Source organism: Paracoccus onchidii (genome assembly GCF_028294535.1).
In the GTDB taxonomy this organism is placed as follows: domain Bacteria; phylum Pseudomonadota; class Alphaproteobacteria; order Rhodobacterales; family Rhodobacteraceae; genus Paracoccus; species Paracoccus onchidii.
Genome location: NZ_JAQBIE010000026.1, coordinates 23,326 through 36,274, shown reverse-complemented (window position 1 = coordinate 36,274; position 12,949 = coordinate 23,326). Strand labels below are relative to the sequence as shown.

Annotated in this window: 13 protein-coding genes; 2 read left to right on the top strand and 11 right to left on the bottom strand. The window is 60.5% G+C overall.

Annotation, left to right across the window (positions count from 1 at the left end):
* Positions 1-8: 8 nt before the first annotated feature.
* Genes PAF17_RS16615 through PAF17_RS16585 form a run of 7 tightly spaced genes read right to left on the bottom strand, consistent with a single transcriptional unit; the run spans position 9 to position 6,968 of the window.
* A complete protein-coding gene (locus PAF17_RS16615; RefSeq protein WP_271890216.1) occupies positions 9-1,256 on the bottom strand; it encodes an ABC transporter substrate-binding protein in 1,248 nt (415 codons plus the stop codon).
* Between the two features lie 54 nt (positions 1,257-1,310).
* Positions 1,311-2,180 (bottom strand): carbohydrate ABC transporter permease, encoded by an 870-nt coding sequence (locus tag PAF17_RS16610; RefSeq protein WP_271890215.1) that lies wholly within the window; start codon positions 2,178-2,180, stop codon positions 1,311-1,313.
* Positions 2,180-3,280, bottom strand: a complete 1,101-nt coding sequence (locus PAF17_RS16605) for an enolase C-terminal domain-like protein (protein ID WP_271890214.1) — start codon at positions 3,278-3,280, stop codon at positions 2,180-2,182. Before PAF17_RS16605 ends, PAF17_RS16610 begins: the two co-directional genes overlap by 1 nt.
* Before the next feature lie 10 nt (positions 3,281-3,290).
* The gene (locus PAF17_RS16600; RefSeq protein WP_271890213.1) at positions 3,291-4,730 is read right to left on the bottom strand and encodes an aldehyde dehydrogenase family protein; all 1,440 of its coding nucleotides are present in this window, start codon (positions 4,728-4,730) and stop codon (positions 3,291-3,293) included.
* The gene (locus tag PAF17_RS16595; RefSeq protein WP_271890212.1) at positions 4,727-5,530 is read right to left on the bottom strand and encodes an HpcH/HpaI aldolase family protein; all 804 of its coding nucleotides are present in this window, start codon (positions 5,528-5,530) and stop codon (positions 4,727-4,729) included. Before PAF17_RS16595 ends, PAF17_RS16600 begins: the two co-directional genes overlap by 4 nt.
* Positions 5,527-5,808 carry a UxaA family hydrolase gene (locus PAF17_RS16590; RefSeq protein ID WP_271890211.1) on the bottom strand — a complete coding sequence of 94 codons (282 nt, stop codon included), beginning with the start codon at positions 5,806-5,808 and terminating at the stop codon, positions 5,527-5,529. Before PAF17_RS16590 ends, PAF17_RS16595 begins: the two co-directional genes overlap by 4 nt.
* On the bottom strand, positions 5,805-6,968 hold the full coding sequence (locus PAF17_RS16585) for a UxaA family hydrolase (protein WP_271890210.1): 1,164 nt from the start codon (positions 6,966-6,968) through the stop codon (positions 5,805-5,807). The genes PAF17_RS16590 and PAF17_RS16585 overlap by 4 nt, the downstream gene beginning before the upstream one ends.
* 323 nt (positions 6,969-7,291) lie before the next feature.
* Here PAF17_RS16585 and PAF17_RS16580 point away from each other — a divergent pair, with 323 nt between their 5' ends.
* Positions 7,292-7,981, top strand: a complete 690-nt coding sequence (locus PAF17_RS16580) for a GntR family transcriptional regulator (protein ID WP_271890209.1) — start codon at positions 7,292-7,294, stop codon at positions 7,979-7,981.
* A 7-nt stretch (positions 7,982-7,988) separates the two neighbouring features.
* On the opposite strand, the gene PAF17_RS16575 is transcribed toward PAF17_RS16580, so the two are convergent.
* From PAF17_RS16575 to PAF17_RS16560, 4 genes are read right to left on the bottom strand one after another with little or no spacing between them, the layout of a single operon-like run.
* Entirely contained in the window at positions 7,989-9,497 is a 1,509-nt protein-coding gene (locus PAF17_RS16575) for a tripartite tricarboxylate transporter permease (protein WP_271890208.1), read from the bottom strand.
* 2 nt (positions 9,498-9,499) lie between these two features.
* Positions 9,500-9,940 carry a tripartite tricarboxylate transporter TctB family protein gene (locus tag PAF17_RS16570; RefSeq protein WP_271890207.1) on the bottom strand — a complete coding sequence of 147 codons (441 nt, stop codon included), beginning with the start codon at positions 9,938-9,940 and terminating at the stop codon, positions 9,500-9,502.
* Complete coding sequence (locus PAF17_RS16565; protein WP_271890206.1) at positions 9,928-10,854, bottom strand: BMP family lipoprotein; 927 nt, start codon at positions 10,852-10,854, stop codon at positions 9,928-9,930. Before PAF17_RS16565 ends, PAF17_RS16570 begins: the two co-directional genes overlap by 13 nt.
* An 8-nt stretch (positions 10,855-10,862) precedes the next feature.
* Complete coding sequence (locus PAF17_RS16560; protein ID WP_271890205.1) at positions 10,863-11,825, bottom strand: Bug family tripartite tricarboxylate transporter substrate binding protein; 963 nt, start codon at positions 11,823-11,825, stop codon at positions 10,863-10,865.
* A gap of 266 nt (positions 11,826-12,091) precedes the next feature.
* Between PAF17_RS16560 and PAF17_RS16555 the strand changes: the two genes are divergently transcribed.
* On the top strand, positions 12,092-12,949 hold the full coding sequence (locus PAF17_RS16555) for a MurR/RpiR family transcriptional regulator (RefSeq protein WP_271890204.1): 858 nt from the start codon (positions 12,092-12,094) through the stop codon (positions 12,947-12,949).

Genomic DNA, 12,949 nt, shown 5'->3' with positions numbered 1-12,949 from the left:
CCTGCATTTTATTGGGCGAGTTCAAGCCAGCGCGCCTGTACGGCGGCGGCGGTTTCTTCCGGTGTCTTGTCGCCGCGCAGCATGGCCTGGATCTCTTCCGTCATGACGGCCCAGCTTCCGGCGGCTTTGGGGGACTGGCGCATTTCCTCTACCGGGGTGTCGCCCTCGAGGATGTCGATCTGCTTGATCAGCGTCGGATCCGCCCCCTCGCGCACGACATCAAGTGCCTTCAGATTTCCGGGCAATGCGTTTGCCGCCTGGGCCGCCTGAGCGTTGACTTCGGGCGACAGAAGGTAGTTCACGAACGTCCAGGCATCGTCCTTGTTGTCGCTGCTGGCAGAGATCCCCAGTTCCCACCCGTGGACGCGATAGGCCTGTTCGCCATTCGAAGGCACCCGCACAAGCGTATAGTCAAGCTCGGCGTTGCGCCCGGTAATCGCGCTGGAATGCACGCCGGGTGAAATCAGAAAGCCTGTGCGACCGGCGATGAATTCCTCTAGGTCGACGCCACCGGTCCGCGATGCGGCACCCGGCGCGATGCCACCCTCATCCTGCATGTCCTTGAGCAGTTGCAGTGTTTCGACGACCTTGGGATTGTCAAAATCAGGAGTGCTGCCGTCCATGATGCGCCCCCCATTTGCATAAAGCAGCGGCAGGAAGGTCAGGATCGGCCCGTTCGATGGCGGCTGCGAGGAAAACGGCATGCCGATGCCAGAGATGCCATCCTCCAGCGCAGAAATGGCCTTGGCCTGTTCGGCAAATTCCTCCCATGTGGTGGGGGGCGCCTCGAACCCGGCCTGCCGGACCAAACCCATGTTGACATGCATCACGAAGGGAAAGGCATTCAGCGGCACCATCCAGGTATGGCCTTCGATCTTGCCCAATGGCGCCTCGACCAGATCGCCCGCGGCAAAGCTGTTGCCTTCGCGGGTCAGGTATTCGTCCAGAGGTTCAAGGATGCCGATGTCCAGAAATTCCTTGGTCCACGGCATATTCAGCCCCAGAACATCGGACCCGACGCCAATGGCGTTGTCGGTGACGATGCTTTCGCGAACCTTGCCAAAAGGCTGGGTGACCAGCTTGACGGTGATATCGGGATGCGCGGCCTCGAAATCCGCGACCAGCTGGTCATAATATCCGCTGGTGTCTTCGGCGGCGAACCATTGCAACCATTCGATCTGCCCCGCCTGAGTGGTGAAGGGCGTCAGCGCCGTTGCGGCTGCGAATGTCCATGCGGACAGACGAAACTTGTTCATTTGTAATCTCCTCCATGTTGTGTCCGGGGCCGCCCGCCCCGGTTGTCGGGCTCCTCAACCCTTGACGCCGCCTGCGGACAGCCCGCCGACAACAAATCGCTGAACCAGCATGAACAGGACCAGAACCGGCAGTGATCCGATGACTGAAAAGGCCATCATCTCATCCCATTTCAGGCCGAATTCTCCCACCATCATCGAGATGCCCACCGGCACCGTGCGCATTTCCATCGACCGGGTCAGCGCCAGCGCGAACAGGAACTCGTTCCAGGCAAGAAGAAAGGTATAGACTGCGGTCGAGATGATCCCCGGCACCGCCACCGGCAGCAAGACCCGGACCAGAACCCCAAGCGGTGAACAGCCGTCGATCGTGGCGGCCTCGTCGAAATCCTTGGGAATGGTATCGAGATAGCCGTTCATCATGACGATGGAATAGGGCAGGGCAAAGGTCAGATATGTCAGGATCAGGCCCCAAAGCGTATCGTAGAGCCCCAGAAAGACGATCACACCGAAATAGGGGATCAGCAGCGTGATGGTCGGCACCATCTGGGTCGTGATCACGAACAACTTGGCCACCCGGTCCCCGAAAAAGCGATACCGCGAGAAGCCAAAGGCCGCCAATGTGCCAATCACCAGCGACAGGAATGTCACGGCCAACCCGACGATATAACTGTTGATCAGGAATGTCCGGAACTTGGGATCGCTCAGGACCTTGGCATATCCGCCCCAGTGAAATTCTTCGGGCAACAACCGGGGCGGCAGAGAAAAGGTTTCAGTCGTCGGTTTCAGCGAGACCGAGATCATCCACAGGATCGGAAAGACCAGGATGATCGTCACGATGGTCAGTGCGGCATAGATCCCGAACCGGCGCCAGCGTTGCTGGCGTTCCTCGTTGATCATGCGTGCCTGAATGCCGGTGCTGGCCATCACAACACCTTCAGCGTCGCATTGTCGATAAAGTCCCAGTCCAGCGCGATGCCAAGGCCGGGGGCCTGGGGCAGATGCGCCTGGCCGTCGCGAATGTCTATCGGGTCTTTCAGGCCGATGGCGAACAGGTGTTCGGGCACCAGGACCTCGAAGAACTCATTGTTGCGGATGGCGGCGGCGCAATGCAGGTTCACCAATTCCAGCGGATGATAGATCGCGGTGTGGATCTCGCAGTTGATCCCATGCGCTTCAGCCAGATGCGCGGTTTTCATCAGGCCGGTGATGCCGCCCGACCAGGACGCATCGCCGCGCACGATATCGACGGCACGCGTCGCCACCAGTTCGGCGACGCCTGCGGGGTGATTTTCCGCCGTTTCGCCGCCCACGATCGGGATGCGCAATTGACGCGTAAGTTCCCGCATGGATCCGTGGCATTCATCGAACATCGGTTCTTCCAGCCAGTAATAATTCAATTCTTCCAGCATCTTGCCGAAATGCAGGTTTTGCTGAAAGTTGAAGTTGTTGACGGGATCCGACATCAGGCGAAAATCCGGGCCGACGGCCGCGCGGCAGGCGCGATGGGCCTCGAATGCCACCTCCAGATCCGCCGGGGGGTGCAGCTTGTAAGCCGCCCAGCCCTTTGCCTGCAGGGCCTTGGCCTCTTCGGCATAGGCTTCTGGCGTCGCAAGCGTCAACGAGGACCCATAGATCGGAACCGCATCGCGCACCGCACCCAGATGTTTATACAACGGCAGGCCGGCCGCCTGGGCCTGAGCCAGATGGCAGGCTATGTCATAGGGCGCATAGGCATAGGCCGGGGTGAAATTCCATGCCCGGTTGAAGCGTCGGTAATCATGCCAGTGCTTTTCGCGGTAATCCGGATCGCGGCCGATGAAAAACGGGCGAAGAAGCTCTGCCGACACGGCCCCCATCGCCAATGCACTGCGTCCGGCAAAACCGAAGGTTTCGACGCTCAGGCCCTCATCGGTTTGGAACCTCATGGCGAGAAACTCGAAATCGATCGGCTTTCCGTCTTTCAGGCTATAGCGCTGGTCTGGTTCGTGGCGGCAGGCGCGGATCTCGATATCGGTGAATTTCATGAATGCTCCTTTAGCCGGCCACATAGGCGGCGTGTTCCGTCGTGTAGAAATCAAGGGTCGAGGCGCCGACCGAACCGGTGCCCAGGCCGGATGCCCTGATCCCGACAAAGGGCATGTTGTCGTCGGGCGCGGTGCCGTGGTTGACGTGAATCATGCCGGTCATCAGTTCGGACATCGCCCGGCGTGCAAATGCCAGTCGGTCGGTGAAAATCGCGCTGGTCAGCCCGTAGGCGGTCGCGTTCGCAAGGCGTATCGCCTCGTTATCGCTGTGAAAGCGGGAAATGGTCAGGACGGGGCCGAAGATCTCGTCCTGAAATGCCGGGTTCTCCGGGTCATCGGTCGCCAGCAACGTGGGGGCAAAGAACTGTCCGTCAGGTGCCTCTTTCGGCGTCAGGCGATGACCGCCTGTCAGCAGCCCGGCACCGTCCAGCTGTGCGGCCCGAACGAGGCGGGTGATCTTGTCCAGTTGCGCCGGGGTGGTGATCGGCCCAAGCGTGGTGCCCTCGGCGCTGCCTGGTCCCGGCTTCAAGGCGGCAAGGCGATTAACCAGCCCCGTGCAGGCGGCGTCATAGATATCGGCATGAACGATCACGCGGCTGACTGCGGTGCAACGCTGACCCGAGCATTGGAACGCCGCGGCGGTCACGGCGTCCAAAGCTGCATCGAGATCGTCCGTCTTGTCGATGATCGCGGCATTCTTGCCGCCCAGTTCAAGCGAGACCGGCACAAGGTTGCCACCTGCAACGGCCCCGATCTTGCGGCCCGTCGGCACCGATCCGGTAAAGGAAATCGCGTCCACATTCGCCGCGACCAGCCGTTCGGCGACTGTAGCGGCCCCGTTGACAAGGCAAAGCACCCCGTCAGGCAGGACTCCTTGGGCGGCCTGAACGATGCGCATTGCGGCGGCGGGTGTGTATTCCGATGGCTTCAGCACAACGGTGTTTCCGGTGGCCAGCGCAGGCACCAGTTTGCGCAGCGGCGTAAGCACCGGAAAGTTCCACGGCGTGATCGCCAGAACGACGCCGCGCGGACGGCGCAGGATGGTATTGCTCCAACCTGGCGCGCGACCGGGCATGGAGGTGCCGCCATGAGCGCGGGCAAAGCCAAGCATCTGACGGGCCTCGCGCAGGGATTTGCCGATCTCTGCCCGCGATTCCGCCAAGGGCTTGCCCTGTTCTGCGGTCATCTCGTGGCTTAGTTGCTCGGCTTGTTCCTCGATCCGTTCCAGCCAGGTTGCCAGAAGATCGCAGCGTTCATTGGCGGTTCGGACTGACCAATCGGCAAAGCCCCCACGGGCATGGTCGAGAACCTGTGAAATCTGCTCGGGCGTTGCCGTGCCATAGCGCCCGACCAGCGTTCCATGGGCTGGGTCATGGGTTTCAAACACATGTTTACAGGGCATGTTCGTGGTGACGGGCAGCACGGCCGGGCGGGTGTCTGAACCGGTCATGGTGCACCTCGTGTCATTTGCAGTTCGGTGATCAATCCCTGCGCCCCGCTGCGCAGCATGCTTTGATCCGATCCGGCAGGGACCACCTGTGCGCCACGCCCGACCAGATCCTGCACCGCCAGACCCGGTGCGGGCAGGGCGCCAAAAACCTTGCCGGCAGTCAGCGTCGCGTCAAAGACCTGATCGAAGGCTTCGCGAAAGGCGGGGTGGTCGTATTGGCGAAACAGCCCCATGGACGCCGACAGATCGTTCGGACCGACAAAAATTCCGTCAAGCCGCCCGATGGCAAGAATATCGTTCAGATTTTCCACTGCGGTCGGTGACTCGATCTGGACAAGTACGGTCAATGCATCATTGGCATGGGCGAAATAGGAATCCGCTTCATATCCCCAATTCGCGGCCTGAATGGCCCCGACGGCCACGCCCCGATGGCCATCGGTCGGGAACAGCGCCGCGTCAAGAATGGCAAGGGCGGTGGCGGGCGTATCGACCTGCGGCACCAGAAGGCAATTGGCGCCAAGGTCGAGACATCGCTTGACGTTTCCGGCATCATGATCAGGCAGGCGCACCATGACCGCTGTGTCAAAGGCAGCCAGCGCCTGAACCTGCGCGGCCAGTCCATCCAGACCGCCGCGCCCATGTTCCAGATCGACCAGAATGTAATCCAGCCCGGCTGCAGCCATCAGGCAGGCCGCCTCGGGCGAACCAAGCGTCGACCAGGCACCCGAGACCGCCTGACCTTCGGCCAGCTTTCGTTTGAACGCGCGTCCTTTTTCAAGACTTCGTGGCAGAATGGTCATGTGATCTTCCTTGTCTTGGAATAGGCGCTGGCCAGGTTATGTGTATGCACATGGGCACCGGCAGGAATGTTGCGGGTGGCGTGGCCAATCGGCCATCCGCCGCGCCAGACGGTGTCGCCCGCCGCAATGTCATGCAGGGCGATCTTGTGAAAAACGGGAATATCGGCACGGGCCAGAAGGGTCCGGTTCGGGGTTGCGACGGTGGCACCCCGGGGCGCCTCTCGCAGCATATAGGCAACCATGTCGTCGGGGTGGATCTGATAGGCGGGGATCGTCATATTGCGGCTCCGAAACGGCTGATGGATTCCGCGCCTTCGCCCATGATTTCGCCGAATGTCCGCTGGCCCGAGGCTGTTGCCGTCACTTGCGCAACCAGATCGATGGTCAATTGCGCAAGCGAGCGACCGGTAAACGCCCCCGATGCATCGAAATCAATCTGGCAGGGCAGTTTCTGGGCCGTTCCGGCATTGGCCGTGACCTTCAGCGTCGGCGCGATCGCGCTGCAATAGCTGTTCCCCAGCCCGGTGGTGAACAGAACCATCTGGGCCCCCGACGCGACGAAACCGGTCAGTGATTCAGGGGAATAGCTGGGGGCGTCCATCAGATGCAGCCCGGTGGTTTCCGGGGGCGCGGCATAGGCGAGAACCGATTGAATCGGTCGGCTGCCCGCCTTGAGAACCGCGCCGCTGGCCTTTTCCTCGATGGTGCTCAGCCCGGCCTTGATATTGGCCGCATTGGGGTTCGTGCCCAGCAGATCCAGCCCCGCGGCATCCGCCAGTGCCAGCCGGTCCGCGACGGCCCGTTTCAACCTTGCGCCGATTTCGGGCGAACCTGCACGGCGGGCCAGCGCGTCTTCGGTGCCCAGCCATTCGATGCTTTCGCCCAGAACTACGGTGCCGCCCGCGTCAACCAGCCAATCCGCGACCTGTCCCAAAAGCGGATTGGCAGCCAGGCCCGATGAAGGGTCCGACAATCCGCATTCCATGGCCAGAAACAGGTCCGAGATAGGGCAGGGTTCTGGCCGCATGGCGGACAGGTCGCGCAAAAGCTGCGCACCCCGGGATATCGCCCGCTGTGAAAGCAAATATGCGTCATGGCCTGTATCGTCCAGACCGAGGGCCGCGAACGGGCGGTCAGCGGCTTGACAGGCAGCAATCATCTGGTCGAGGCGGGTGCGATCGGCGCCGATCAAAAGCACAGCGCCACAATTTGGATGTGTCGCCATTCCGGTCAGCGCCGCAGTGTGAAATGCGGCATCCTCGCCGACCATGCCCATGCCATACATCGTTCCGGCGAAGACAGTGCCGGGCAAGGCGGCGGCAACGCGGCGTGCCGCCGCGTCGGTCAGCCCTGTGCAGTTCAGCACCAACAGGTGATTGCGAATGCCCGAACGCCCGCATGATCGTGGGTAGCCAAAGAATGCCTCAGTATGTGTCATATGTGCCTGTAATCCGGTTCAGGGGACGGCGCGAAATGCTTTGGGCGGGGTAAGATTTGGTGACAGCGCGTTTTCCGAATCCTTTGGAGAAACCACGGATGTCGCCGCGCAAACTGTTGGATTCGTTTCGAATCACGGTCCCCTCCCCATGATGATCAGATGGGGTTTTTATAAGACCCCAGCTGAGAGCTTAGTAAAGATTTGACAGTTCCAGCCTTGTAAGTCAATTATCATTTTCATGATTTCAATCGCAGCCGTCGCATCCCTTGATGGCGATGTCGGAAAAGCAGCCGGGAAGTTGGAGAATGTCTGTGGCCAGTGACATGCAAGACCTCATTGGGGATGATCCGGGCCAGCAGGCGCAAGTCCAGCGATCCGGGGCCTATGAGCGTTTTCTGAAATGCCTGATGCAAGGCGTGTTCCGGCCCGGCAGGCTGGTCACACAACGAGAGATTTGCGATGCGACGGGATCGACCATTACCGCCGTTCGCGAGGCGCTAAAGCGGCTGGAGGGCGAGGGTATCGTCGAGCTGATCGCCAAGAAGGGCGTTATCCTGCACGAAATCACGGCTGATGAGGTGCGGGAAATCTATCAGCTGCGCAAGCTTGTCGAAATTCCGGCGGTCCGGGCCTATGCCTCTGATCATGATCCGGCCGTGATCGACGCCCTGCGGCGCAAAACCCGAGAGGTGATGGAGGCGCCGATGGAAACCCCGCAGCAACGGCAGGCTTTGGTGCGACGTCGCACCAAGTTGGACTGGGATCTGCACCAGACGTTTCTGGGCGCGCTGCGTAGCAGCCTGATCGACGATATCTTTCGCAATCTTGAAGCCAGGCAGATGCTGGTGCGCCTGCAATTGCCGCCGCGGTATCTTAGCCATGGCGAAGCCTTTGCCGAGCATCTGGAAATTCTTGATGCCATCGGCGCGTGTCAGTCCGAACGCGCCGCGCAGCTTCTGGAGCGCCATCTCGATACTGCGCAGCAGCGATTTCTGGATGCCATAGAATATTGACCCGGCCTCAGGCCTGCCTGCGCCTGCTCAACCCGGCCGTCAGCCAGCGCCGCCAGGGCAGCATTGTGGCACATAGCATCAGTATCGCCACCAATAGCAATGCCGCACTTCCGGGTCGTGTGAAGAACACGGTCGCATCGCCCCGAGACAGCAGCATGGCGCGCCGAAAATATTCTTCCATCATCGGGCCCAGAACAAATCCGATCAGCATGGGTGCAGGCTCGAACCGGAACAGTCGCAAGACATAGCCAACCAGACCAAAGGCCAGTGTTGCCCAGATGTCGGTCAGTGAATTCGAAATGGAATAGACGCCGACGCAGATCAGTACGATGACCGCCGGGTAAAGGAAGTAGTGCGGCACCCGCAACAGCCGCACCCATAATCCGATCAACGGAATGTTGAGGATCAGCAGGAAGATGTTGCCAAACACAAAGCTGACGACAAGGCCCCAGAACAGCTCTGGATGTTCCGAGATCATCCTTGGGCCGGGGGTGATGCCGTGGATCATCAAGGCGCCCAGCATCAGAGCCATCGTCGTCGATCCCGGGATTCCAAGGGTCAGCGTTGGAATGAATGCGGTCTGGGCGGCCGCGTTATTGGCTGATTCCGGCACGACGACACCCTCGATTGCGCCTTTTCCAAACTGATCGGCGCGTTTGTTCAGCCGCTTTTCAAGGGCATAGGCAACAAAGCTTGCGACTGTCTGGCCGGTTCCGGGAAGCGTGCCGAAAAAGCTGCCTATGGCCGATCCACGCACCGCAGGCATGAAGCTGCGGCGCCATTCATCCCTGTTGGGAAACATGCGCCCGATCATGCCCGCGCCGGCATAGCTTTGGGTTGTGCCGCGCATCGAAGTAATGACCTCGGAAACGCCGAACAGTCCCATCGCCACCACCACCAGCGAAACGCCGTCCCGCAATTGTGGAATGCCACCTGTGAAGCGGGTCTCGCCCGAATTTACATCCACGCCGATCGTGCCCAGCAAGATGCCCAGACAAACCATCATCAGTCCACGCACCACACCCGAGGTGCTGACAATCGAGGCGGCGACAAGACCAAGAACCATGACCGAGAAATATTCGGCCGGCTGAAACAACAGCGCGAATTCCGCCAGCCTTGGCGACAGAAGCACCATCACAACAACCCCGAAAAGTGCCCCGAACATAGACGCCATCGCCGTTGAAAACAGCGCAACCCCCGCCCGGCCTTGCTGGGCCATTGGATAGCCGTCGATACACGTGACTGACGCAGATGGGGTGCCGGGTATGTTCAGCAGGATAGAGGCAATCGAACCTCCGTATTCGGCTCCGTAATACACCCCTGCCAACATCACCAATGCCGTTTCCGGGGGAAGGTAAAAGGATACGGGCAACAACATCGCGACCGCAGCCAAGGGGCCGACCCCGGGCAGGGCGCCGATAAAGGTGCCAAGGAACACGCCGACAAAACAGTAGATCAGGTTCTGCATCGTCGCGGCCGTGTTCAGGCCAAGTGCAAGATTGTGAAGAAGGTCCAAATCTAGATCCCCTTGATGGCGGTAAAGGGGATGCCAAGGCACAGCACAAAGATCAGCCAGACTCCGACCGCTACGCCCGCCGCGAGGGCAAGGCGCATTGGCCAGCGAAAACCGGGAATCACTGCCGCTGTCGTCAAGACGGCAATGAAGGTGGCCGGCAGCACGCCCAGTAGCGGCGTAAGCAGCGCAAATCCGACCACCCCGCCCGTCACGCCCAGAACGGCAACCGGGTCGGCGTGATCGACCGGCAGGGGGTGGCGCAGGTTTTGCACAAGCCCGATCAGGGCCAGAAGGCACAGCAACCCCCCGACAAGCAGCGGGAAGGCGCCCGGCCCCATGCGGCGAAACGACCCCAGATCCAGCGATGTCACAGCCCCAACGGAAAAAAACAGCCCTGCCGACAGCATGATCAGCGGGCCGGCATGTGAAATCAGATGTCGCATGGTGTCACATCCAGTTGAAATTCCGGGCCATCATATTCGTCAGGAACTTCAATCTCACCGGTCCGGATCCTGCGTGCGGCATCGCTGACGGCCTGTGCGGCTTTGGGCGGAATGTCTGCGGCGACACGCAGTGAAACGACATCCCCGGAGGTCAGTCCGAATTCGGTGATCCCGGTCGGGATATGGCCCTCTATCATATCCGAGATCGCGGTTGTCACACCGATGTCGATGCGCGCCATTGCAGAGCCGACAAAGACTTCGGGGTTCTGTTCCACCCAATCAAGCGCGTTGCCGATCTGTTTGATCCCGGCTGTGCGGCAGGCGTCAATGGCGCCGGCGCGCGCTGCGTTGAGCATGGTGAAGATCACGTCGGCGCCGTTCGCGATCAAGCCGTCGGTCCATTTCCGTGTGACCGAGCTGTCATCCTGCGTCCCGCAAAATCCCGTCAGCACCCTGACCTGAGGTCGTGCATGGGCAACGCCTGCGACAAAGGCTGCGCGCCCCTTCAGGCCCGGACGGACCCGATGGCCCGACAGATGGCCGACCGTGCCCGTCTTGGTCAATTGTGCGGCCAGAACGCCGGCCAGAAACGCCGAATCTTCCTGGCGAACGTCATAGCTGGCCAGATTCGGCCCGGTTATCTGGCCTTGCACGATGGCGAAGCGCTTGTCGGGGTAGCGGGCTGCAATCTCGGGGGTGGCGATGTTGCCCTGCCCCCCGATGAACACCAACCCGTCGATCTCTGGGACGATCTGCGCCAGGCGGGCGCGGATTTCGTCCTGATCATAGCGCACACCCGAGACACAGCTGATATCGGCCGCGTGGTCCTGCATGGCCCGCCGAACCCCTGCCAAAGCCGACGCGTTAAAGCCTGCATCCTGCACTTCGCCCACGAAGAATATCGCGATCTTCATTAATGCACTCATTGCGTTGCCGCCTGAACGAGCGGGGTCCAGCGGGTCAATTGATCCTGAACGTAGCTGCTGAATGCTTCGTTGGACTTGGGTTCCCTGATCAGTCCCCATGTGTCGAACTGTGCCTGCACTTCGGGCAATGCCATCGCGTCGGTCAAGGCGGCGTCAAGTGTTGCCTTGATTGCGGCGGGGACGCCGGCAGGCGTCGAGACGCCAAGCCAGTTTTCGGCCTCGATCGGATAACCTGCCTCGATGAAGGTCGGCACGTCAGGCAATGACGCAATCCGCTCGGGTGCGGAAACGGCCAAGGGTATTGCCGTGCCCTCGGCGACGGCGGGCAGGTTCTGTGGCACGGCATCGAAGATCGTCGGCACCACGCCGCCCATGAAGTCGAGCCGCATCGGGCCGGAACCCTTGTAGGGGATGTGAAACAGCTCCGCGCCAGATTCGTCCTGGAACTGTTCGGCAATGACATGCCCCCATGAACCGACGCCCGAGCTGCCATATTCAAGGAGGCCGGGTTGGGATCGCGCCATGTTCACCAGGCTGTCCAGATCTGTGATTTCGGCGCTTGGCGCGGCGAACAATCCCAGATGCACGGTGCCGACATAGGTGATGTGATCGAAATCCGCGATCGGATCATAGGGCGTATCGGGAAAACGGACAGGGGCGACATTGAAAGGTGTCAGATTCGACAGCATCAGGGTGTAGCCATCGGGCTGCGCCTGTTGCAGCGCCTGTGCCGCGACGGTTCCGGCGGCGCCGGGCTTGTTCTCGATGACGAATTGCTGACCCAGGCTGACGGAAAGCTTTTCCGCCAGCAGGCGTGCCACCAGATCGGATGAACCTCCGGGTGGAAAGGAAACAAGAATGCGCACCGGGCGTTCGGGCCAGTCGTCCTGGGCGAAGGCGGGAAGGGCGGTGGTTGCGAAGATGGCAGCCATCGTGGCAAGAAAGGTTTTGCGGTTCATGGGGATGCTCTCTCTGTTCATGAAATCATAGTTCCATGAGAGCGGCGAAATCACCAAGATACGAAATTCCAGTTTCTAATTAGCAAAGAAAGAAACTGAAGTTTCGCATCCAGTTTGTGCAAATCGCACCCATATTGCCGGGCAATCACGCAGGATTGAAAGCCTGCGGTCCTTTATGGCGGCAAGAATCGTTCTGTCAGTGCGTCACCGCGTTGGCAGGGAAGTGTTGGTTGCCAATCTCGCCCGCATCGATCAAGTATATTCATATGGAACCACAGTTTCTTTCTGATCGCGATCCCGGCTTTCTGGGGCGAATCCGTGCGGCTCTGCCCGAACTGCATCGGGCCGAGACGAAGCTCGCGGAGTTTCTTTTGGATTTCCCCGGTGATCTTGCCGCGTATGACGCGCAGGAGCTTGCCCGACTCAGCGGTGTGTCGAAGGCAACCGTGTCGCGCTTTGTCCGCCGGATCGGTTTCGATACCTATGAGGCCGCGCGTCGGGCGGCGCGTGATGAACGTCAAACCGGATCGCGCCATTTCATCGCCCATGCCGGGCGTGGCGTCGAGGATGACCCGCTTGCCGATATACTCAATCAGGAAATGGCGAATATCGCCTGGACACTCGATCGCCTGAATGCCGAAGAGATCGCAGAGCTTGCCGATGCGATATTGTCCGCGCGCCGGGTCTGGCTGATCGGGTATCGGATCAGTCGGGTCTTTGCGGACTATCTCTATTGGCAGTTGCTGAAGGTTGTTCCGGCCGTGGCGGTCATTCCGCAGGCAGGGGAAAGCCTGGGTGAATACACCGCTGAAATGACGCCGGACGATCTTGTCGTGATGGTTGCGCTGCGGCGAAGGGCGGCCAATACCGACAGGGTTGTTTCCGAGTTGGTGCGCGCAGGGCCGCCCGTTGCCTTGCTGACGGATGATGGCAGCGCGCCGGATAAACGGCTCAGATGGCATTGGCGATGCCGTATCGAAACCTCCAGCCCGCAATTCAATCACGCGGCAGTGCTGAATCTGTGTCATCGGATCGTGACGATCACGACCCTCAAGGCCGGCAGTGCGGCCCATCACCGTTTGCGCAGAATTGATGAGGCGAATGAGCGGTTGGGCGAGGTCTGA